The sequence below is a fragment of the Paenibacillus sp. FSL L8-0708 genome, assembly GCF_038009325.1.
Classification (GTDB): Bacteria; Bacillota; Bacilli; order Paenibacillales; family Paenibacillaceae; genus Paenibacillus_AQ; species Paenibacillus_AQ odorifer.
Window position 1 is genome coordinate 2,845,500 of the sequence record NZ_JBBPBC010000001.1, and the last position, 24,684, is coordinate 2,870,183.

The 24,684-nt window shown below is 43.7% G+C and carries 15 protein-coding genes; 12 read left to right on the top strand and 3 right to left on the bottom strand.

Going from position 1 to position 24,684, the window contains the following annotated elements; genetic code table 11:
* The first annotated feature begins 42 nt into the window (after positions 1–42).
* The 5 genes from sbnA to NYE58_RS13355 all read left to right on the top strand — a co-directional run bounded on the left by sbnA (position 43) and on the right by NYE58_RS13355 (position 7,498).
* Positions 43–2,247 carry a 2,3-diaminopropionate biosynthesis protein SbnA gene (sbnA, locus tag NYE58_RS13335; protein ID WP_341002034.1) on the top strand — a complete coding sequence of 735 codons (2,205 nt, stop codon included), beginning with the start codon at positions 43–45 and terminating at the stop codon, positions 2,245–2,247.
* A 24-nt stretch (positions 2,248–2,271) separates the two neighbouring features.
* Positions 2,272–3,237, top strand: a complete 966-nt coding sequence (locus NYE58_RS13340; protein ID WP_076277452.1) for a 2,3-diaminopropionate biosynthesis protein SbnB — start codon at positions 2,272–2,274, stop codon at positions 3,235–3,237.
* Between the two features lie 201 nt (positions 3,238–3,438).
* The gene (locus tag NYE58_RS13345; RefSeq protein WP_341002035.1) at positions 3,439–5,412 is read left to right on the top strand and encodes a serine hydrolase domain-containing protein; all 1,974 of its coding nucleotides are present in this window, start codon (positions 3,439–3,441) and stop codon (positions 5,410–5,412) included.
* Between the two features lie 59 nt (positions 5,413–5,471).
* Positions 5,472–6,149: a response regulator transcription factor gene (locus tag NYE58_RS13350; RefSeq protein WP_076100805.1), complete on the top strand. Its 678-nt coding sequence runs from the start codon at positions 5,472–5,474 to the stop codon at positions 6,147–6,149.
* Positions 6,146–7,498 (top strand): HAMP domain-containing sensor histidine kinase, encoded by a 1,353-nt coding sequence (locus tag NYE58_RS13355; protein WP_341002036.1) that lies wholly within the window; start codon positions 6,146–6,148, stop codon positions 7,496–7,498. The genes NYE58_RS13350 and NYE58_RS13355 overlap by 4 nt, the downstream gene beginning before the upstream one ends.
* Positions 7,499–7,500: 2 nt before the next feature.
* Here NYE58_RS13355 and NYE58_RS13360 read toward each other — a convergent pair whose 3' ends face one another.
* From NYE58_RS13360 to NYE58_RS13370, 3 genes are all read right to left on the bottom strand, one after another.
* On the bottom strand, positions 7,501–8,136 hold the full coding sequence (locus tag NYE58_RS13360) for a TetR/AcrR family transcriptional regulator (RefSeq protein WP_076129994.1): 636 nt from the start codon (positions 8,134–8,136) through the stop codon (positions 7,501–7,503).
* A gap of 46 nt (positions 8,137–8,182) precedes the next feature.
* Positions 8,183–9,382 (bottom strand): pectin acetylesterase-family hydrolase, encoded by a 1,200-nt coding sequence (locus tag NYE58_RS13365; RefSeq protein ID WP_341002038.1) that lies wholly within the window; start codon positions 9,380–9,382, stop codon positions 8,183–8,185.
* Between the two features lie 150 nt (positions 9,383–9,532).
* Positions 9,533–12,679 (bottom strand): alpha-mannosidase, encoded by a 3,147-nt coding sequence (locus tag NYE58_RS13370; RefSeq protein WP_341002040.1) that lies wholly within the window; start codon positions 12,677–12,679, stop codon positions 9,533–9,535.
* Between the two features lie 250 nt (positions 12,680–12,929).
* Between NYE58_RS13370 and NYE58_RS13375 the strand changes: the two genes are divergently transcribed.
* From NYE58_RS13375 to NYE58_RS13405, 7 genes are all read left to right on the top strand, one after another.
* On the top strand, positions 12,930–14,768 hold the full coding sequence (locus tag NYE58_RS13375) for a cache domain-containing sensor histidine kinase (RefSeq protein WP_179087034.1): 1,839 nt from the start codon (positions 12,930–12,932) through the stop codon (positions 14,766–14,768).
* Complete coding sequence (locus tag NYE58_RS13380) at positions 14,743–16,317, top strand: response regulator transcription factor (protein ID WP_076277448.1); 1,575 nt, start codon at positions 14,743–14,745, stop codon at positions 16,315–16,317. Before NYE58_RS13375 ends, NYE58_RS13380 begins: the two co-directional genes overlap by 26 nt.
* 280 nt (positions 16,318–16,597) lie before the next feature.
* Positions 16,598–17,527 (top strand): ABC transporter permease, encoded by a 930-nt coding sequence (locus NYE58_RS13385; RefSeq protein ID WP_076129998.1) that lies wholly within the window; start codon positions 16,598–16,600, stop codon positions 17,525–17,527.
* 18 nt (positions 17,528–17,545) lie between these two features.
* A complete protein-coding gene (locus tag NYE58_RS13390) occupies positions 17,546–18,469 on the top strand; it encodes a carbohydrate ABC transporter permease (protein WP_038569957.1) in 924 nt (307 codons plus the stop codon).
* Between the two features lie 85 nt (positions 18,470–18,554).
* Positions 18,555–20,072 (top strand): ABC transporter substrate-binding protein, encoded by a 1,518-nt coding sequence (locus NYE58_RS13395; RefSeq protein ID WP_341002042.1) that lies wholly within the window; start codon positions 18,555–18,557, stop codon positions 20,070–20,072.
* Between the two features lie 122 nt (positions 20,073–20,194).
* Positions 20,195–21,514: a glycoside hydrolase family 125 protein gene (locus tag NYE58_RS13400; RefSeq protein WP_076219394.1), complete on the top strand. Its 1,320-nt coding sequence runs from the start codon at positions 20,195–20,197 to the stop codon at positions 21,512–21,514.
* Positions 21,511–24,663: a beta-galactosidase gene (locus tag NYE58_RS13405; RefSeq protein WP_341002043.1), complete on the top strand. Its 3,153-nt coding sequence runs from the start codon at positions 21,511–21,513 to the stop codon at positions 24,661–24,663. The genes NYE58_RS13400 and NYE58_RS13405 overlap by 4 nt, the downstream gene beginning before the upstream one ends.
* Positions 24,664–24,684 lie beyond the last annotated feature (21 nt).

Genomic DNA, 24,684 nt, shown 5'->3' on the forward strand with positions numbered 1-24,684 from the left:
TAAACTTGGGCTGCAGCATGCGGTCAACGGGAGGCGGCTATGATGCTGCTCGGGAAATTGCAGAATAAGGTGCAAGAAGTAATGGACGAATACCCTTGGTACAAGGGGCTGATCGATGGGGAGAAAACGAATTATAACCTGCAGAACTTACCTCTTATGTCTTCGAAAATACTTGAAACCTTCTATTATAACCAACCCATCGATCCTTCTTGGACTATTTATAGGACGTCTGGTACAAGCTCAGGCCGTAGAAAAGCAATCCTTTACTCTGAGGAAGATGACAAACACTATGTGGATATTAAAACGAAGCTATTCGGCGAGCTTATTGCGGGAAGCGGATGTAACAGAGCGTTGGCGGATATGGGCACTGGACATGCAGCAAACACTGCGCTGACCATTTTTGAAAGGTTAGGATTGGAGAAAAGTTCAATACCCTTTGAACTGCCAATCGAACAGCATATTGAACAGCTTAAAGCTTTTAAACCTGACTTGCTCTATACGATGCCGTCCATCCTTGACCATATCGTATATGCTGCCGGAAACCCGCGTGAATTCGGAATTCGCAAGATTATTTTGGTAGGGGAAATTGCTCCGCCTGAGTGGCAGCGGAATATGGCTGGCTTGTTTGGTATTGATCCTAGAGATATCATCGATACTTACGGCTCCATTGAAATCGGTACGATCGCTTATTACTCCCATGATCACGGCAGGTACATTTTTGCCGACGGAATTTTTGCGGAAGGAATCGGGGTTCAGGAGTTAGACGAAGAAGTAAGGCCGCTTCGGAACAATGAAAGTATTCTGGTGCTTACCTCAACTGTCCGCAAGATGCTGCCAGCCCTTCGTTTTGTTACTTATGACGTCGTAAGGGATTTTAGGCCTGTGATGATAGACGGGGTTGAACAACAAAGCTTTGAGTCCATTGTAAAAAGAGTGGGTCAAGAACTGAAGCACGGTGAGAAGATCAGCCTGTACGATATTGAGCAGGTCGTATACCGTCATATTGAAGATGCAATCATTCGGGTCAAGGTAAAAAACAATGCGCTCTCTATTTATATCAAGAGTAAATCTGTGAAGCCCTCTATTATTCCGGTAATTAAAGAGGAAATCAGGGAGTGTGTTCCGGAAATCGGGATGATGATTCGCAACCATCTGCTTGATGATATTGAGATCATTATAGTAGCTAAAGGGGAGTCGCTGGCCAACGGGCAGGTCAAGAACAAGAAGTTGTATTATCAGAAGGACAAAGCTAAGGTGGACATAAATATCCAAGGCGGTATCTTGTCGACTATCGGAAAAACGCCATTAATCAAGCTGAATAATTTGTTCCAGAACAGTGAGTTCGAAGTCTACGCAAAAATGGAACTGCTAAATCCGGGAGGAAGTGCGAAAGACCGTCCAGCTCTGCGGATGATCCATGAGGCATGGAAGGAAGGGAAAATCGGGCCGGGAACTACTATTATTGAGTCAAGTTCGGGAAATATGGCGATTAGCTTGGCGATGATTTGCCAATATTTAGGGCTGCGGTTTATTAGCGTGGTTGATCCAAGAACTACCACAACAAATCTGCAGATTCTGAAAACATTAACTGCAAAAATTGACTTTGTTAGCGATCCCGACCCCGAGACCGGTGAATATCTGCCTGCTAGACTGAATCGAGTGCAGCGACTCTTGGAGGAAATACCGGGCAGCTACTGGCCGAATCAATATGCAAACGCAAATAACTATTTGTCCCACTACCATACGACCATGAAAGAAATCGTGACTGAGCTTGGCGAAGTAGATTATTTGTTTTGCAGCGTAAGTACATGCGGCACGATTCGAGGTCTCGCGGAATATGTAAGGGATCATGGTCTGAAGACTAAGATTGTTGCCGTCGATGCGGAGGGAAGTACTATTTTTGGTGGCAACAAAGAGAAACGGCGGTTCCCGGGACTGGGTGCTGGCATCGTACCCCCTTTCTGCAGAACGGATTTAATCGACCGTATCGTGCATGTCTCAGACTTGGATATCGTAAAAGGATGCCGAGCACTCGCTCAGAATGAATCGATTCTGGCCGGTGCATCCTCAGGGGCTAACCTTGCCGCTGTTAGGCGTATGGAGCAAGAATTGGCTCCAGGATCTGTCTGTGCGGTGATCCTGCATGACAAAGGGGAGCGTTACCTCGATACGGTATACTCTGACCCATGGATTCAGAATGAATTTGGGCAGGAGTTCTCGGCTGACGGTGGAGATGTCCTTGCTTAACGAACGGCAAAAGGAGGTTGTGGAATGCTGTATTTAAACGATCGGGACATCCGGGAGGTGGGACTTGATTGGCCTTCTCTCGTGGAATCGATAGAAACTACGGTGCGCATACTTGATTCTGGAGATTATGCGCAGCCCGTAAAACCTTATCTAAGGTATAAAAATCCTCAAAATCGTATTATTGCAATGCCCGCATACGTAGGGGGGAATGTGAACGCAGCAGGGATCAAATGGATTTCCAGCTTCCCGGATAATATCCAGGTTGGTCTTCCCCGCGCGCATAGCATCATTGTCTTGAATGATCCCATTACGGGCGAGCCTATATCCGTCCTAAGCTCTCCGCTCCCCAGCATCGTAAGGACAGCTTCCATCAGTGGACTGATGATTGGCTACTTTTTGCAGGCACGTTCACTTGAACGGATTCATCTTGGCATTATCGGCTGGGGACCAATCGGGCAATATCATTTTCAAATGGTTATGGCATTGTACGGAGATCGAGTTGAACGTGTCCGCATCTTTGATATAAGGGAAGTAGATTTGTCAGACATCTCATCTATATATAAGGATAGGATAGAAGTGGAGGAGACGTGGGCGGACGTTTATCGAAAGTCCAATATCTTTATCACCTGTACCGTATCCAATCATAGATATATCGATATGCTTCCGGCGGAAGGTAGTCTTCTACTGAATATTTCACTGCGTGATTATAAGCCTGAGGCATTAGCTTCGGTGAAGGCCATAATCGTCGACGACTGGGATGAGGTGTGCCGCGAGAATACTGACATACAGCAGCTCCATCTGAAACATGGGTTAACTCGTGCCGATACCCGAATGATTACCGATGTCGTCTCGCGCCATTGCCTGAATGAACTCAGAGCAGATGAGCCGATTTTCTTTTGTCCGATGGGGATGGCGGTTTTTGATATCGCAACAGCGGTATACTTCGTGAAGAAGGCTAGAGAAAAAGGGATCGGGACTGAGCTACAGTAAGGTGGTAGGCATACGTTCGCTATGGGATTTTTTATAGATTTTTCTGATGTAACTAGACTATGATCCGTCACTTTTAAGGGTGGATTGCTGTCTAGTTTTTTTATTGTCTTGTTAACGTTCCATTCATAATACTCTGATAATCTCTATAAGTGTTAGGCGGATGATCATCCACCCCAATAAATGATGACTCGGAGGATAATAATGTTGACACCTATGAAAAAAAGGCTGATCGCTGGTCTGACCCTATTAGCTGTGATTAGTGCCGGCTTTGGCGCAAGCTTGGTATTTCCCGGGAAACAGGCCTCGGCTGAGAACCAAACGGGTCAAACCGCGCTGCCGGCAGCGCAAATTGAAGCATTTGCCAATCTCGATGATACCGCGGGACTGACTAGCTTCGTTGATGGAATTATGGAAAAAGATATGAACCGGCTGCAAATTCCGGGAGCGGTTATCTCCATTGTAAAAGACGGCAAGATTATTTTAGCCAAAGGTTATGGCAGTTCCAATCTGGAAGAAGCGGCACCGGTTAATCCGACAACCAGCATGTTTCGAATCGCTTCAACAACAAAGCTGTTCACCTGGACAGCGGTGATGCAAATGGTCGAACAAGGTAAGATAGATCTGGACACTGATATTAACACCTACCTGAAATCAGTGAAGATCCCTGCTACTTATCCTGAGCCGACCACGATGCGCCATTTGATGACACATACAGCGGGGTTTGAAGAGGGTGGAGTGGGTTATCAAATCACTACCGACCCTGCCAAATTGCCGGGATCAATCTCGGAAACACTCAATAAGCATATGCTGGCACGGGTAAGACCCCCCGGAGAGATGAGTTCTTATTCGAACTTCGGGGCTACTCTCGCGGGTCTGATTGTGGAGGAAGTCAGCGGTGTTCCTTACAATGACTATATACAAAAGTATATTTTCGATCCGCTCGACATGAAATATTCGACGGTGGTAGAGCCTTTGCCGGAGTCATTCATACCCAATCAAGTTGTAGGGTACACGAGTGAGAACGGCAGCTTTATTCCTGGCACACCTACCTTCGAGGGCGGCTTTCGTCCTGCCGGCTCGGGTACAGTATCAGCAGTAGACATGGCGCACTTTATGATTGCCCATCTGCAGAACGGGAAATATGGTGACCAGCAGATTCTTAGAACGGAGACTGCAGAACTAATGCATTCAACGGCGTACCAATTCGATAAACGTATGCCGGGAGTAGATCTGGGGTTCTCTGAGAAACGCATCAATGGTCTTAGACTAATCACTCATGGTGGTTCCGACCCCATGTTTAATACAGAGTTTTATCTTGTGCCTGCCAAGCATGTAGGTATCTTTGTTTCCTATAACGGCGGTCAGGGCGGTGATTCCGCGGCAGGCCTAGTCCATGCCTTTTTTGAGCGCTATTATCCCGATCCTGAAGCGAAGCAGCCTGAATTCTCCACTTCTGCAGAATCTGTTCAGAAATATGCGGGAACCTATCAATTCACACGCCGTAACCACAGTGATATTGATAAATTTTTCAATTTTTTTGCCCAGCTAAATGTTAAGGTAAAGGATAATAAGCTATCTTTGGGAAGTGGTAGTGAACAACAGTTGTATAGAGAAATCGGTCCGAATCTGTTCCAGCTCGAGGGAGGCACCGAACAAATTGGCTTCCGCACAAATGATACCGGTAAGGTTACACATATGCTCTTAGGTATGGCACCGGAAATGCCACTGGAGCGTACGCCACTCTTGAATCAGAATAAGTTTTGGCTTATCGTACTTGGCGGCTCGGGGTTGATTTTCATCACTGCATTGCTTGGACTAATCTTCTCCAGACGCAAGATCAAGGTGATGACGCCTCCGGAAAAGTGGGCCATCCGCTTATCTGCGGGAACTGCTGGGTGGGCGCTGCTATCTTTCGTTACGATATTTATGGTGGTTATGTCCATGGATACGATGCAGAAGTTCAGCGGTATCAGTCTTTCGCTTTCTCTCAGTTTAGTTATGCCAATCCTTTTGGTTGGACTGACTTTAGCTTTGCTAATCTCGGCTATACTGGTTTGGAAGAATAAATACTGGACAGCTTTCAAGCGTGTGCATTATACACTAGTGGCACTTTCGGCTGTAGTGATGACTCTGTTTTTCTACTATTGGAACCTGTTGGGTTGGCAGTTCGGATAACTTCGTTTCTTGTCAAGAATATATCATATATAATGTAAGCTTAAGAGAGGAGGACAATCGTGGCTACTATACTTATTGCTGATGATGATGATAACATCCGAAAGCTAATGTCTTTGTTTTTGCGAAAAGAAGGTTTTGACCTCAAAGAAGCCAGGGATGGCACCAAAGCGCTGTCCATTATAGAGAACTCGCGAGTCGATCTCGTCATCCTAGATATTATGATGCCAGGATTGGATGGTTGGGATCTGTGCAGAGAAATCAGGCGCTCTGATGCCAACATTCCCCTCCTCATGGTGACGGCTAAAGGAGAATCTGCACATAAAGTGAAAGGTTTTCAACTCGGCACGGATGACTATTTGACCAAACCGTTTGATCCGCTTGAACTGGTGATGCGAGTAAAAGCTTTGCTTAAACGCTCGCTGGTTGTTTCTTCCCAGTCTGTGCAGTTGGGCAATGTGGTGCTTAACCGCCGCACTTTCCAGGTTACGCGTGATGAAGAACCGGTAACGATTCCTTTGAAGGAATTTGAGCTACTGTTTCTGCTGGCTAGTCACCCTAGGCAAATCTTCACAAGAGAACAGTTGATTTCTCAAATCTGGGGATTGAACTATGAAGGAGACGGCCGGACTGTAGATGTGCATATAAGCCGGTTGAGGGAGAAATTCTGCGGTAACGACGAGCAATTTCAAATCGAAACGGCCCGCGGCCTAGGATACCGGCTGATCCCTGCGCTATGATCAAGACATTGTATGTACGCGTCGTTCTCACGTTTTTAGGCATCATTATCTTTAGTCTGATCTGTTCCTTTTTCATTGGTTTGTATGTCTTTCAGAAACAAATAAGTAACGAGGGACAGAATGAAATGATCACAGTGGGGAAGGAGATCATTCACCGTTATGATGACGCCAAGCCTGAGGATACAGACGAGTTCTTGAATAGTATGGTTAAGGTATCTGCATACCCTATCCACTTGTATAATCATTCCGTGGAATATACCTTTTATGGGCTCAAGGATAGTCCGGCCGTCACTATCACCCCCGAGGCTGTGAAACAAGTGCTGCAAGGAAAACTCTATCGTTCCTCCGCAAAAGATAAGGATACCTTTATCGGGATGCCCTTTATGTTTAACGGGGAGTGGCAAGCAATGTTCTTGCAGTATTCTGCCGAGAACGAAAATATCGTCAATCGGATGCTGCTCTTTGTGCTTTTACTCGTGCTTTTACTGGGTAGTCTATGCATTCTTATTGCCGCCAGATATTTGGTGGAGCCGATCAAAGCTTTGACGAATGCGACAAGAAGGCTGGCCAAGGGTGATTTCGAGGTAGAGCTTAAAGTAAACCGAGTAGACGAAATAGGGGAACTGACACAAAGCTATGTGGAGATGGCCGGGGAGCTGAAGCAGCTGGAACAGATGAGGCAGGATTTCGTATCCAACGTTTCTCATGAAATTCAGACACCGCTTACGTCTATTTCCGGCTTTGCCAAGGCATTGCAGAACAATGATCTAATCGTGGAAGAGGAACGTTCTGAATATCTTGATATCATCATTGCAGAGAGTGAACGTCTGTCGAGGTTAAGTGATAATTTGCTGAAGCTCGCTTCCCTGGATTCTGAACATCATCCTTTTAATGCAGGTTCCTTCAATCTTGACGAGCAGATTAGAACCATCGTTGTGACCTGTGAGCCACAATGGTCAGCCAAAGGCATCGTTATCGATCTTGAGCTGCCGGAAGCTGTCAAAATTAAGGGTGATGAAGATCAGCTGAAGCAAGTATGGATGAATTTGCTGAGCAACAGCATCAAGTTCACACCTGAAGGCGGGAACATCCGCATTAGTATAGATGACAGTGCAGCAGATGTATCGGTCACCATCAGTGATAACGGGATCGGGATTTCCCCGGAAGAGTTCAACGCCGTATTCCAAAGATTTTATAAAATAGACAAGTCACGGAATGGAAACAACAATGGCAATGGCTTGGGACTTGCAATCGTTAAAAAAATTGTCTCCCTGCATCAGGGAAACATAGAAGTGGACGGTGCGGTTGGAGCGGGAACGACGATTATCGTCAGGTTGCCCCATAAGTGAAATTAAGGGTTTGTCTGATTCTTGGATTGCCGTACGCCAAACATAATGAAATCCTTGAATTGCCGGTCCATAACCCGATCTTCCTCCGTAACCACACCCCCCCGCTGATGAGTAATAATGACGGCTTTTTGTAAATACATGAAATACAGGTGGGTGGACTTGTGCAGAATGTCCAGCCACTTATTTTTTTCCTCCGGAGCGACTGATATGGACTCAAGGAGAATTAACCGTGAATACCAGCCTTCCATAGCCTGCTTAAAGTCAGGAAGTTCCGCGGGATTTTTGGAAAGCGTGCTGTAGTAAACTCCAAAAATGGCATCATAGTAGATCAGGGCTTCCTGCTGATCTCTTAATGCCAGATATTTATCGAGAATGTTCTCCAATGACTGTACAGGGTGTTCAAAATCAAAATCAAACAGCAGCTGTCCAAACATCCGCTCCAGATTAAGGACATAGATTTGAGCGGCTAACTCTTCCTTGTCTTTATAATGATGATACAAAGTACGCCGGGAGATGCCGGCTTGTTCCGCAATCTGTGCCATATCCGTGCGCTCAATACCTTGAGCACAGAATAAGCTAAGCGCTGTATCCTTAATGATCTCCCTTGTCATTTGCATTTGCTTTTCCCGCAAATTCATTGATTTTCTCTCCTGTCTTGTTGCAACTCTTCCGCTGCTTCTAGCACTATTTCTGAGCTGGCTTCGAATTCATTAGGAATTTGCTGCCCACTGAATAGGGGTTCTGCCGGTTGATCGCATCACCTAACCAATTCAGAAGCTTCACACCATCCTGTTCAGCCTGAAAGAAGGTCTCTCTGGTGGCAAAAGTGTGCGGAGTTGTACCCGTCTTAGCGTTCAGTCCATAGTCGGTGAGATAGTAATAATAATTAGGTAAAGTGGCTGCCAAAGAAGAAACAGATTGCCGCATTTCCTGTGACCACTCATTAATGATGCTTTGATCTCTTGGCCCCTTGTAATCGTTGATGTTGTTCTGAAAGTGGATTAGAATCTCGTCAAATACCGAGTAGGATTGCAATATTATCGCATTCGCAGGAAGTAGATGGCCGTTCGCTTTAAAAGCTGCCCCGATGATATCCGCTTCAGGGGCATATCCGAAGTTCTTCACGAAGTCTGCCTGCCATTCCTGCTTCACAACATTTGGCCACTTGTCTGATTTCAAGAAGGAACTGTCTGAATATTGGAAAATCTCGGAGTTCTTGTAATGAGAGGCGATCTCGGGAGCCCAAAAAGCGGACCCGAAGCCACCAGCACTTTCGCCAGCAATCAGTAGTTTGCCGGGTTTATCCACGTTGGCATATATCCAATCGAGGCTGCTTCGCACATTATTGCTGCCGTTATAACGCATAGTAAAGGGGCTGCCGTCATCTTTTTTATATTCAACTGTGCGGTTGCCGATATGGAAGTCACCGGTTGAATAGGGAAGGTAGACCACATTCCAGCCATGAAAAGGATTGGCAGGGTTATCCGTATCCATCATGCCTCTCAGCAATGTCAACATATAGAAGGGGATGTTCTGGAAATAGTTTCCTGTATCTCCACCTTTAATAAAGTTCATAAGCTTGATGGGGTGTGCGGCACTTTGGGCATCCCAGCTGGCTCCGCCACCGGAAAAAAAGATGATCCAGTTATTATTTTCACCCTTTTTATTCCACAAAAAATACTCTGATCCATCACTTGATATGACATTTCCGTCTAGCGTGACTTTATTCCACTTGTAAGGCTTCGCTTCCGCAATTACGGGGGTGGTAGTCGCCGGTCTTTTGATTACAAAAGCGCTGATTGCAAACATGGCAATCAAAACAAGGCTGAATAATCCAATACCTGTGAATATTGTGATTTTCCTCATTTTCCTCATTTTTCTCATATCCATCTCTCCCTTACTCGGAGTATACGTCAAGATCACTCATTACACAAGGTGTATACCTAAAATCATAAAACAATCGTGAGAAAATATATAAAGAGGTGTCCTCGCAGCCTTTGATCCATGGCTACAGGGACACCTCGATTGTGTATGTTACTTTATTAATTTTGCTGCTTCGATTTCAAATGTTTTTAGTTCGTAAGGTTCAAGTATAAAAGTAATGACAGGTTCAGTGTGGACTTCCCCTTCAGGACGCTCCATTAGATTACACTCTTGCCACGAAATAATATTCAAGTCGCTAGTCATATCAATTTGCTGGCGGCTTCCGGAATAGTCGTGCACACGTACGATTAATTTTTGACCATCCTCAGACTTCTTGATCGCAGAAACCATAACCTTTTGAGTAGAAAGGCGAATAAGCGACTTGGTTGCTACTTCTGCTTGACCCATGGTGCTCCGTAGAGGGTTGTTGACGGACCAAGCTTGACGGACGGTGTCACCCTGTAGCCAATCCCCAGTATGAGGCAGGATAGAATAGGTGAAAGTATGTTCGCCTTGATCCGCTTCAGGGTCAGGGTGCGTTGCCGATTTGATTAAGGATAGACGCATCACATTATCCTTGATGTCATAACCGTATTTGCAGTCGTTCAGCAAGCTAACGCCATAACCACGATCTGATAAATCTGCCCACTGATGCCCCACAGTCTCGAATCTAGCGTAATCCCAGCTAGTGTTCCAATGTGTTGGACGCGTAACATTACCGAACTGGATATCATAAGTGGCTTCGGTAGCTCGTATCGCAACAGGGAAAGCTACTTTCATTAGCTGTTGTCGCTCATGCCAGTCTACCTTTGTCACGAAATCGATACGACGATGGTGTGCATGTAAGATCATTTGCTGCTTAATCGTGGAATCCATATAACTCCATGTGAATTGTACAACACATCGCAGTGAACCCTTTTCTATGACTTCAATGCTGCGGCAGTCGGTGACTTCACGTTTCTTTTGCTGATAGTAGATGTCAATGTCCCAAGCTTCATGGGCTAGGGGTTTATCTTCAAACACTTGGAACACGTTACCGTGACTTCCGTTTGCTAATACTTGTCTTTGTTCATTTATATCATAGATGGATACTAATTGACCTTGTTCGTTCCACTCAATTTCGAAGTGAGGCGTTGAGATTCCTGATTCATTTAGCTTGAATGGAGCGCTTAGTGACTTAGAATTCACATCTTCTACGAAGGAGATCGTTGTGTATCCAAGAGAAGGAATGTTAGATACTTCAACGATCCAGCGGTCACCTTCACGCTGAGCTTGTAGTTGTTTTCCTTCTGAGCTTATCCAATGTCCTGTTTCCATCCCGGCTTCAACAGTAATTTCTACGAGTTCTGTCAGCTCCCAAGCAGCATTGTTCCAGATCGTATATTTACCGGCTTCATTTCCGCTCACAAGTGCCTTACTGGATTGCTCCCAGACAGACTGACCTATTGCTTCTGCTTGTGTATACTCAATTGTACTGTCTTCATACACTTCACGAATCGAAGAGCCCGGAATAATATCATGGAATTGGTTGCGCAAAATAATTCTCCAGCCCTCGTCTAAATCGGTCTGACGATAGTTAGACCAGTCACCTGTCATCACACTTTGCAGTGTATTTAGCCATTCCGCCTCACGGTATAGCAGTTCAAGCTTACGGTTCATCCGCTTATTGTAGGCTTGGCTTGTGTAGGTGCCGCGGTGATATTCTAAGTAAAGCTCGCCATCCCATACATGGACATAACGATCTGTATTTGCAACAGTTTCTTGCAGGGTACGGAAGTAGTCTCCCGCTGTTCCTGTTTCAATCTTCGGCAGACCGGGAAGATCGTTTAACCGACGGCGCATCTCTAGCATTTCACGGTTCACACCCCCGCCACCATCGCCATATCCGTAAGAAAGTAACAGATTGCGATTTACTTCTTTATCCCGGTAAGTATCCCAAATTCCTTTTACAGTCTTAGGAATAATCCGGCCATTATAAGTGTAGAACCAAGAATCTTCTTCGGACCAAGGCTCTGGTGTTGTAATAAAGTGTGTTAACACCTCTGTGCCATCAATCCCACGCCATTGAAAGGTATCATGGGGCATCCGGTTATATTGATTCCAGCTAATTTTTGTGGTCATGAAGGTATTAATTCCTGATTTTTTTAGAATTTGTGGCAAGGACCAGCTGTAGCCAAATACGTCTGGCAGCCATAAATAGTCACATTCAACCCCAAATTCATTACGTAAGAAGCGAGTTCCATAGAGTAATTGACGGACTAGAGACTCCCCTGAGGTCAAGTTGCAATCTGCCTCAAGCCACATACCTCCGCCAGCTTCCCAGCGTCCTTCAGCCACACGTTCACGAATATTTTCATAGATTTCTGGATAGTCATTTTTGATATATTCATAGAGTTGCGGCTGAGTCTGTAAAAAGGTATAGTCCGGGAACATTTCCATCAGACGTAGTACGGTTGAGAAGGAACGCGCACATTTCTCACGGGTGTGTTTCAATTGCCACAACCAAGCTACATCAATATGGGTATGGCCAATACAGGTAACTGTGACGGGTGAGGACTTCTCCATTTTGTTAATTTCATCACGCAAATAATTGCGGGCTTCCCCGATCGAAGCGTAGAAGTTGTCTGAACCTGGACGAGACCAGTCGATCAGAAGAAAGGAGCGGTCTACTGCACTCATAAGTTGTGTATATTCTGGTGTTTTGGCATCGAGTACGTTCAGCGTCTCAACTACAGCAAGCGCGGTAAAATAGAAATCATCCGTTGGTTCATCCAGCCAACAAATTTCAGCCATGCGAATCCCATGTGTCTGATCCTTTTTTGGGCCGCCACCTTCGAGTCCCGACCATAACCGGAAGGTCAGTGGAAGCTGAGTGCCTGCCGTTTCATTTGGCAAGAACACTTCGGTATGATTGGAATCCACACCTTGATAGGGTTTGCCGTTGAAAAAGAATAAGGATTCAAATCCGGAGTTATTTCCAGCACCCGTCTCGCCAAAATCAAATCGACCCAGTACTCTACGGCCTGCCCAAGTAGCGGGTACTTCTATATTTGTCGTTAGCCATAAATACAAATCGCGGCCTTTCCAAGTATCTCCAACTCGTAGCTTAGACCATTCTCCATCCACGGGCGGTTCGGCTGCAATTTCACCTTGTTCGTCAATCATAGAGTTGAAAAAAGGAATGTGTATACGATCCCGGTAACGATATTCGGAAATTTCGTTTAGTTGGGAGTTGAGTTTGCGTTTGGTTAGAAACATGAGTAATAGCCCCTCCAATATGTTGATGGGGGACGAGGAAATTAAGATCTATTTGGGTTATTATAGGTTTGTTTGGGGGGTAGAAATCAACTATAGACGATTTTGTGTGAGTTGTAAACTCTCGGTGGAGAGAAAAGTTGGAGCGCTAGAATATATAAATTAAAAAATGCATGCGCTTCCATTGCAGAAAAAGAAGTGTGATGTTAAGCTTCTAATCCTAAAGGTGATATTCAGAAAGAAGGTGGCTTTGTTGAATGTAAAGAAATTTTATCAAAACCATTTGCAGAAAAAACTGTTCAATAAAATTTTAGCTATATACTCTTCGATCATAATAATTACGTTAATTGCCTCATCCATTACCGTATATAAATACTATGAACAGACGATCACTCGCCAACATGTAGATGCCAATCGGGAGGTGCTGGATTATGTAAGTTTGTATATGAATCAGCAGTACGAAAGCATCCAGGTAGCCATCCAGCAAATTTATAGCGATGCCTCTGTTAGTGAGGATTTGTCCTACTTTTTGCAAAATGATTATGGGGATTATCTTAAATACCGTTTAGATCAATATGCAGACATAGGGAGCTCCGTTCCTCATACGTTCGATACTTATTTCAAAACCTATTTGAATCAGAAAAACGGGATTTATGACGTTATTTTATACAGTACAGAGAAAGAATTTTATTATTTATATAAAAATAATACCCGACAATTCTACTTGAGCGACATGGACGGTTCTAAGCAAAAGTTATCCTTACCGAAGAATGGCTGGGTCTCGCATGAAACCAAATTAGTGCTTAAGGAAATAAGAGAAGACAATAACAATTTGTATACAATGACTAGGGAAATTAAAGATCCGATTACACTGAAAACGATCGGGATGCTCATAGTAGATTTTGACGCAGAACTTATTTCAAAATGGCTTGGCACAAAAGTTGCAGAAAATAATGGTCAATTGTTGGTCTTAACCCCAAGCGGTGACGTTATATATGATTCATTGGGAAGGTATATGGGACAGCGATATCCACATCTCGATGCGCTTCATGCGGATGGTTGGACAACACTGGATGGGATCTCCAAGGTTAACTTAAATACAACGAATAGCTCAGGTCTTATTATGGCAGGGATCATTCAGAAGTCACAGGTCAACAACGAAATGAAAACGGTTCGAACTTGGATTATCGGGATTACCACAGCGCTTATTATTACTGCAATGTCTTTTACATACGGAATTATTTTACGTTTTTCTAAAAAAGTGAAGATCATTATCAAATCTATGAAGCGCTTACAGGAAGGTGATTTAAGCACACGTATTCACCTAAATCGAGAAGATGAATTGCAGCTAATTGCCAACAACTTTAACTATATGTGTGAAAGGTTAGAACTCTATATTAATAAAGTGTACATTTCGGAGCTTACGCAGAAAAATGCAGAGCTAGTTGCACTTCAATCGCAGATTAATCCACACTTTTTATATAACACACTTGAGGCGATTAGGATGCGGGCAATTACGCAAGGAGCGAAGGATGTAGGTCAGATGATTTACATTTTATCGACATTATTTCGAACGATGATTAAGAAAAGCATGGTCGTTACAATATCTGATGAGATTGAATACTGCAATTTGTATCTGGAGCTGTTTCAGATTAGACATAAAGATAGGCTCCAAATCATATCACAAATAAGTCCAGTTGCCATGAATTGTTCTATCGTTAAATTGCTCATCCAACCGGTCATTGAAAATTATATTGTTCACGGATTTAGACCTGACCGTTTTGGCAATCTCATCCGTATTGAAGTTACTGAATCTGGCGGGGAAATTCTAATTGCTATAAGTGATAATGGGAATGGAATTACTGCCAGCAAGCTGACAGAGCTACAGCAAATGCTTCAAGTCAGTATGAGAATGGATGAACCTCCTTCTTCGGTAGGCCTATGTAATGTGAATGAACGAATTAAACTTTATTATGGGACTGAATATGGTTTAACGATCGCTAGTGAAGTAAATAAAGGAACAATAGTCATCATGAATATACCAGTAGTAAGGGAGAGTACTAATAATGCACAATATACTTATCGTGGATGATGAACCTCTTATTCTTGAAGGATTACGTTCAGTGATTGAATGGGAAAAATATGGATTGAGAATCGCGGGACAAGCGTCTAATGGGGAAGAAGCTTTAGAATTTCTACGCAATCATAATGAAGGGATCGACATATTAATTACTGATATTACGATGCCAAAACTTACGGGACTTGAACTGATTCAGCAAATAAAGGTTTTTGATTCAAAAATGAGGTTTATAATCTTGAGCGGGTATGAGCAATTTGAGTATTTAAAAGCTGGAATGAGTCTAGGCATTGAAAATTATATTCTCAAACCCATTAATATACATGAGTTGGAATCAACCATTGAACAAATTGTTGAAGTGCTGAATCAAGAGGATGTTGAACAATTTCATGCTAAAGAGGATTGGCAAGTTCTACGCAATAATATTCTAAACCGCTGGGTAACTGGCAATATAGGCCGGCAGGAGCTACAGCACCGTTCAAAAGTCTTAAATATCTCACTGGACTGTTCATTTTTTACGGTGGCTGCGATTCGGCTTATCACCGAACAGGATGACGATGAGGGCCAGGATAAACTCCATAGGAATCAGCTTATGGATGAATGTTATCGTATCGCTGTGAAGTCATTAGAGCAACTTGGAACCGTTATTGTATTTATAGATATGGAAGGTGATCTTGTTCTTATTATTGCTGAGCGGGCTGAAGCTGAGAACAAAGAAGAGCTTTATTGTGTACTGGAGCAAGTGCAATGTGAGATTATGCATGAGTTAGAAAAGTCTGTCTGGATAACGATAGGAAGTAAGGAGCATGCTTTTCAGGAAGTCCCAAATAGTTATAAAAAGGCGAAGAGTTTATATGTTGATCATCTTATGCTACCGGGTTACCCGATTATAGATGTGGAACAACTATCAAAGATGGTTCTGCATGAGGAGAAGCTCGAAATTGATTATGAGGAATTCACCAAATTATTATTATCTGGAGACCGGGAGGCTACGAACCAATTTATCGCAGAAACGTTCGAAAAGCTGTTTGGCTGTGGCATGATTACCCGCATTGATAATTACAACGTAGCGATTGAGTTAATGTTGATTGCTAAGAAAATGGAGAAAAACTCTAATTTTAGTGCCGTGTTTAATCCATTGCTGCGCATACATACTATTGAGCAATTGGTGCACCATGTGCAGGAAAGTGTGAAAGAAACACTGGACCAATTATCATTAGTAAATGATGAGCTCAGTCCGAATATGAGATATATGGTTGATCAAGTAAGCAAACACTATAGAGAAGAGCTATCCCTGAAAACGCTCAGTCAGCGAATGGAAATGCATCCTAATTATTTGGGCCAGCTATTTCAGAAGGAAATGGGCCGTAGTTTCTCTGATTATGTTAATCAATTTCGAATTGAAAAGGCAAGACAATTGCTGCTTCAAACTACGTTACTAACCAACGAAATTGCAGCTGAAGTAGGATATCCGGATCCAGCATATTTCTATCGCCAATTTAAAAAATCAGTAGGTGTATCGCCGACAGAGCTTCGGAATATGTACAAAAAAGAAAGATCCTAAAATAAAGGAAATGTTCCTGAGTATCACGTTCAAGTATGGGCTTCATGGACGTTGATAACGAGAATGTTTCCTTTTTTTTGCTCAAATTTAAGGGGAAATAGACTTTTTAAATGTCCTTTCTGCTGTGGATCTTTAATTTTTACATCTGATTCTGGAGTTTTTCAACTTTATGAAACCGCTTTTATAGCGCAGAATTAAGGGTAGTTAAAGGGGCGAGGGAAAAAGATCGAAGGGATATATAGGGGTTGTTTGGGGATAGAGAGAAGGGGGATGTGGAATAATGCCTGCATTTTTCAAAAGTTTAATTAAGGATAAAGTACTCTGGTTTATGGTATTACCGGGGACATTATGGTTCCTGATCTTTTGCTACTTACCGATGTTTGGAACAGTAATTGCATTCAAGGATTTCAAGATTCATCGGGATGGATTCTTTGCAAGCGTTTTAAATAGTAAGTGGGTTGGCCTTGAAAATTTTAACTTTTTGTTCTCGACGGAGGACGCCTATATCATTACAAGAAATACGATTCTTTATAACTTGGCGTTGATCTCTCTCGGTTTAGTTCTTGCGGTGGGCATTGCGATCACCTTAAATGAACTTGTGAACAAACGGATGGCTAAAGTTTATCAAACGGCGATGTTTATGCCTTACTTCCTTTCTTGGGTCATTATTAGTTTCTTTACCTTCAGCTTTCTGAGTGTAGATAAAGGAATATTGAATCAAGTGGTTGTTTACTTCGGAGGCGATCCTATTTCCTGGTATGGGGATACTCGCTTTTGGCCATATATCCTAATTTTCATGGGGATTTGGAAATCAATTGGTTATTCAAGTGTTGTTTACTTAGCGGCTATAGCGGGTATCGACAAGTCCTACTATGAAGCAGCTATGATTGATGGGGCCAGCAAATGGCAGCAGATTAAGTTTATTACACTTCCTTTGCTTAAACCTTTAATGGTAACGCTAACGATTTTAGCGATTGGTGGTATTTTTAGATCGGACTTCGGTTTATTCTATCAAATCCCTCGGGATTCAGGTGTTCTATACTCCGTAACGAATGTTATCGATACTTATATTTATCGCAGCATGAGTACGACAGGTAATCTAGGGATGAGTACAGCAGCGGGTCTATATCAATCGATTGTTGGATTTATCATGGTGCTTGTAACGAATTCTATTGTGAAAAAGATCAGCAAAGAGAATGCGATATTCTAGAAAGGAGTTAGTGACGTTATGGCAGTATTCAAACGTAAGCCAAAAGAAATCGACAACAACGCCATTACTCCTTTATGGAATGTGGTACTCAATATTATAATTGGCATCTTCGCTTTTACTTGTGTGTTTCCGTTCTTGTTTGTCATAGCCATTTCTTTTACAGATGAGAAAGTACTCGCTTTAAATGGATTTAGCTTGTTACCCGAAAAATATAGTTTAGCAGCTTATCAGTTTGTTTTTAACACAGGTGATCAATTGCTTCGTTCCTTTGGAGTTACTTTGATGGTTACTGTACTAGGTACGCTCATTAGTTTATTTCTAATAACAACTTATGCGTATGTTCTCTCTCGAAGATCATTTCGCTATCGTAATTATTTCAGCTTCTTCGCCTTCTTCACGATGTTATTCTCAGGCGGAATGGTTCCCAACTATATCGTGGCTACGCAGTTTTTACATTTGTACAACACGATATGGGCTTTGATATTGCCCATCGCGATGAATGCATTCTTTATTCTAGTAATGCGGACCTTCTTCCAGACTAGCGTACCTGATGCACTCATTGAGGCTGCCAAAATTGATGGGTCTGGTGAGTTTCGGACCTTCCTGCAAATTGTACTTCCAATCTCTTTACCGGGGATTGCAACGATTGGATTGTTCTGTACGCTGGGCTATTGGAATGATTGGTTTAATGCCCTGCTGTATATAGATGATGCGAGTCTTGTTCCACTCCAAGCGATGCTGATGCGAATTCAGAATAATATGGAGTTTGTCATTCAGAACAGTATGCAGATGGGATCAAGCTTTGAGATTGCTGCAACCTTGCCAACAGAAACCGTTCGTATGGCGATGGTTGTACTGGCGACCTTGCCTATAGCACTAGCGTATCCGTTCTTCCAAAAGTATTTTGTACAAGGCTTAACCGTGGGCTCTTTAAAGGAGTAACACTACTAAGATGTATTTATTCGAATCGCTAGGACAGGAATCGATATAAATAAAGCGTTCATTAATCTAAAGGGGGAAAATAGAAATGAAAATGAAAAAAGGCTTAACACTCGCTCTTGCAGGGACAATGCTTTTTTCTGGCCTTCTAGCTGGATGTGGTTCGAATAATAATACAAATGCTGCTAAAGAAACAAACAATTCAACGGCAGCAGGGAATTCAGCAGGGAACACATCAGAATTAAAGCCATATGAGTTGAAGATGTATTTAATTGGTGGGCCTCAAAAGGATTTGGATCTTGTCTTAAAAGAAGTTAACAAATATACCCAAGAAAAAATTAACGCGACGTTGAACATTACGATGTTCGATTGGGGCGATTACGATAAGAAGATGCAAGTCATCACCGCTTCTGGTGAGCCTTATGATATTGCCTTTACCTCTTCTTGGACAAATGACTTCCGTCGTAACGCTGCTAACGGTACGTTCTTGGGTCTGAATGATCTGCTAGATAAGTATGGTAAGGAAACGAAAGAAGTTTTGGACCCTCGTTTCTTAGAAGGAACTAAGATTAAAGGTGAGATCTATGGTGTTCCTGTAAATAAGGAGCTTGGACAGCAATGGGTATGGCGCTTCAATAAGAAATATGTTGATAAATACAACATGGACATTTCCAATATCCGTACATTGGATGATCTAGAGCCACTTCTTAAAACGATTAAAGAGAACGAGCCGGCTGATATTACACCGCTAGCTGTTCCTAAAGGCTTTAAACCATTCATGCCATTTGACTATGTACTAGGTGATGAGTTACCTATCGGGGTCTATATGGATTCCACAGATGGCAAGGTTGTTAATATTCTGGAGACACCTGAACTTGCAACATCGTTAGATACGATGCGTAGACTTTACACAGCAGGTTACTTACGCCCAGACGTTGCAACACTTGAAGGTATTGATAACATTAAGACCGGTAAATGGTTTGCCGATCGCGAAATTACACAGCCTTATGCAGAAAAAGGTTGGTCTCGTTCAGCAGGTTATGAAATTGTAACTTCGCCTATGCATGAGCCTTATGTATATACACAGTCCGCCGCAGGTTCGATGCACGCGATTTCCGTAACCTCAGGTGATCCTGAGCGCGCGATGATGTTCTTGAATCTTTTGAATACAGATAAGTACTTACGCAATTTGCTCAACTATGGTATTGAAGGAACACATTATAAGAAAATCTCTGACAATGTCATTGAAGATCTGCCAGCTATGCAAGATAGCTATGCAATGCCAGGCTTCACACTTGGAAACATGTTACTGACTTATCTGCATGCTGATGACCCTGCTGATAAATGGGATGCTTTCAAGAAGTTTAATGATTCTTCAAAAGAAGCCCCTACCTTCGGTTTTGCATTTGATCCTACACCTGTAAAAACAGAAGTAGCGGCTATCAACAACGTAACTAAAGAATTTATGCCTGCGTTATACACAGGTTCTGTTGATCCTAAAACATATCTGCCAAAAGCAGCGAAGAAATTTAAAGAAGCTGGACTTGATAAAGTTATTGCAGAAGTTCAAAAGCAACTTGATGAGTGGAACCAGACAAAGAAATAAGCTAATGAACGTAACACGCCTAAGATTAATCACTAAAGGTAACACAAATAGGATTAGTGGAGACGGGCAGCTATGCTGCCCGTCTCTCTATCTATCCCCATTTATTATGAAGGAGTGAGAATATGGAACAATTCCGACTTCCCGCCATCTCTATGCCGAAGCTGCCGCTTCCTCAAGCGGTTCAAGAAGTATTGAACGAAGCAGAGGAGAAGTTAGCTCATCGGCCGAAGCTGTTGCAGCTTTTTAAGAACTGTTTTCCCAATACGCTTGAGACAACGACTAAGCTTATGGATGATGGGACAACGTTTGTAATTACAGGAGATATCCCGGCTTCTTGGTTGCGAGACTCTGTGGAGCAGGTTATGCACTACGTGCCCTTTGCTAAAAAAGATCCCGATCTTCAGCGGATTATTGGCGGGTTAATTAAACGTCATATCGAGTATATTCATATCGATCCGTACGCCAATGCGTTTAATGAGACAGCGAATGATTGGCATTGGAGCACTAGCGATATTACGGAAATGTCCCCCTGGGTGTGGGAGCGTAAATTCGAGATCGATTCTCTTTGTTTTTCCATGCGTCTGGCTTATGCCTATTGGAAAGAAACCGGAAAGGCTGATATATTCGACGCCGGATTTAAGGCAGCAATGTTCAAAATATTCAACCTGTTCAAAACTGAACAGCGCCATAGTGAATTATCTCCATACCGCTTTACGCGTAACAATGGGATTCCTGAAGATACATTACGTAATAACGGTCTAGGTATGCCTGTTAATTACACGGGTATGGTCTGGTCCGGATTCCGCTCGAGTGATGATGCATGCGACTTTCATTACAACATCCCGGGGAATATGTTCGCTGTTGTTGCATTACGTCATATGCAGGAATTCGCTGAATGGGTATTCCGTGATCTTGAATTTCTGGAACAGCTTAAAGCATTAGAAGCTGAGATTGATCACGGAATTCAATTGTATGGTATTTATCGTCATCCGAAATTCGGTCCAATCTACGCCTACGAGACCGATGGTTATGGCAACTACTGCTTGATGGATGATGCGGGAACACCAGGACTCCTGTCGATTCCTTATCTCGGCTATGTTACCGCAGAGGATCAAATTTATCAGAATACGAGACGATTTGCTCTGAGCAAGGAGAATCCTTTTTATTTTGAAGGAACCGCAGCGAAGGGAATCGGCAGTCCGCATACTCCCAAAGACTACATCTGGCATATGGCATTATCGATGCAAGGTTTGACGGCATCAACTAAGGAAGAAAAGCTGGAGATGCTTGCGATGTTAGAAGCTACAGATGCGGATACTGGCTTTATGCATGAGGGATTCCATGTTGATGATCCGAATACGTTCACTAGAAAATGGTTCGCCTGGTCCAATAGCCTGTTCTCCCAACTTGTCTATAAAACGATGAAGGAAGGACTACTATGAGCAGCCTGAGCAGACCTGTAATCATATTTTATGATTCTGATTTTCCAATTTCCAGTCCCATTCCTAGCGATGCGATTACATCCATGAGTGAGTTCGGATCTATTGTAAATGAGAATCAGCTTGCACAAACGCTGCACGAAACGAAAAGCGGCTGTTTCATCAATCTGCATGCACCCTATTTCCCGAAAGCGGCCTGGATAGCCATTCTTGAATACCTGCAAAGAGGTGGCGGGTTGATTAGCATTGGAGGCGCACCCTTCAAACAACCTGTTCGTTGGGAAAATGGCCGTTGGCATGTCGAAGCGGAGCAGACTTCCTATCATCAGGAGCTGTATATTCATGAGGCACTTCGTGTTGAATGCTCACGCAACCATTCATTGCTTGCCTCGGATGTCATTCCTCTGCTTAAGGGGCAAGAATCTCTTTTTCTAACGAGTGCAGACACATGGAACCTCGTGCCACATACGACAAAGACGAGTGATTTACCACATCAAATGGGCTCGGCAGGTCCGATGAGCACACGGATTTATCCGCTATTAAAAGGAGTTACGCCCGAAGGTCGGGAAATTTCTGCCCCAGTAGTTCTTTGGGAGAATACGAGCGGTTTGTATGCAGGTTCACGCTGGCTGTTCGTAAATACACCTGCAACAGCTTCTTTTTGGGAGCAAAAAGGTCCTTCCGCGATATCCAATTGGGCGCGTTTCTGCAGCAAGGGTGTTACGGAAATGTGGGTTAAGCCCAATTACGCGTCTTATGAATCAGGAGAACGTGCTTCCCTAACCCTTCAGATTCAGCAGCTTGAACGAGTGAGACCTTCTATGCGAAATGAAGATACATGGAATTTCACAATTCATGTAGAGCATGAATCAGATACCTCTTTGAAGTGGTCTCAGAGTTTGGAAATGAAGGCGAATGCAGAACTAAACATGGTGCGTCTGCCTATTCCTTTGGAGATAAGTAGGGGCCTCTACCAGATTGTCTGTGAAGCAGAAGCCAGTGATGGTGAGGTTCGGATTCTGCGCCAAGGGTTCTGGGGTCATGCTCCTGAGCTGCTGGCAGCAGGCCATCCGGTAACGAGCGGCAGAGATTATTTTATAAAAGATGGGCGTCCGCTACCAGTGGTCGGCATGACTTATATGGCGAGTGATGTGGCGCGAAAATTTCTTTTTCTGCCGAACGCCGGAGTTTGGGATCGTGATATGGGCCAGATGCGGAAGGCCGGGATTAACTGGATCCGTACAGGGATCTGGACAGCTTATCGCAATGTGATGCAAGACGATGGACATGTCTCGGAAGAAGTATTGCGGGCGATCGACGCCTTCATCATGACGGCGAAAAAGCATGATCTTCAGGTGACTTTCACGTTTTTCTCCTTCACACCGGAAACGTGGGGAGGGGTGAACCCTTATCTGGACCCACAAAGTGTGGAAGCTCAGAAGCGGTTTATTCGGTCTATTGTATCTCGTCATAAAGATTCTTCGAATGTAGACTGGGATCTTATTAATGAACCGTCGATGTTTGATCCGGACCGTATTTTCTCGGACGGCCCGAGTTCATGCCATGATCGCTTTGAGCGACAAGCTTTCATAGAATGGCTTCGACATAGACATGTGGAAATTGAAGTACTACAGGAACGCTGGAATATGACGCCCGCACAGCTTCCGGACTTTGCTTCGGCAGGGCTGCCTGAAGCAAAAGAGATGAACTTCGACGTACAAGATATGCACAGTGCCAAGAGGGGAACACGCTGGTTGGATTATTGTTTGTTCTCTATGGAAATGCATAACCGTTGGGTGAAGCAATTATACGATACCATTAAGGAGCAATGTCCAGCTCAGATGGTTACGGTTGGCCAGGATGAGGGACTAGGAGCGCAGCGTCCTTCGCCGTTTTTCTATGAGGAGGCGGTAGATTACACTACTGTGCACTCCTGGTGGTTTAACGACTATTTGATATGGGATGGCATTTTTGCCAAAACCCCCAATAAGCCAAACCTAATTCAGGAGACAGGCGTCATGTATGTAGAAACTCCAGATGGCCGAGCCAAACGTTCAGAACAAGAGCTGCGGAATTTGCTGGAACGCAAGTATGCTTACGCTTTTGGAACGGCAGGTGCGGGAGCTATTCACTGGATCTGGAATACAAATTTCTATATGGATAATGCGAATGAGTCCCATATCGGAGCACTGAGAGCAGATGGAACCGAGAAGCCTGAGGCAGACGTATCTTATAATTTCGGGAAGTTTATAGAAGGTATCCGTGATATATTTGGTGATCGGAAATTGGAAGAGATTGCGGTGGTGTTCCCTTATTCGAATGATTTCTCTAATCGGAAGTTGGCTTTTGCGGCTACAACAGAGCTTACCCGTATTCTGTCTTATGAGCTCAAGATGTCTTTTCGGGGGGCTTCTGAATACCACCTAGATGATTTAGAGAAGAACCCTGCGAAGCTGATTATACTGCCAAGCGCGCATAACTTCGCTGATGCAGCGATGGAACGGTTGTTACACATTGTTGAAGAGACAGGAGCGGTATTGCTTGCCACTGGACCGTTAAGCATTGATGCCTACTGGCGTTCTTCGGATCGGTTGAGTGATATTCTTGGCAAACGTGAATTGCGTAATGTTCGCCGCGAAGAAGTGCTTAGCCTTCAAGGCCAAGAACTCCCCGTCTCCTTCGGTCACCGACGGATTGCTGAGGTGTCGAAGGAAACGATCATTCAACAAAATGGTGGAAGTTCTACTATAGACACTGTCGAGAACATACCGCTTGGCAAGGGTCGAATCCTATGGAGTCCACTGCCAGTTGAATTGAGTGAGCGTAGGGATACTACGGCTACACTTTACCGCTATGCGGTTAATGCTGCTTTTCTGGAACGTGATTTTGAATGGATTAGTGGTGGGGACTTAGCGGGTATCTACGGACGGAAACTGAGCTTTGCTACGGGTGCACTTTTTACCTTCGTGTCGGAATATGCCCAGGATGCAAAGATCGAGGTGAAGGATTCAGCCACTGGCCGAACTTATTCGTTCGTGTTGGAACAGGAACGTTCTGTTCTCTTTGCTACGGATAGTAAAGGAGATTTGCTTGGTGTTTATCGCCCGCAGGAAGTCGAGATTCATGTCAATTATCCACATCTTCTACATTAAGCATCTTGGTAGATAGAACGC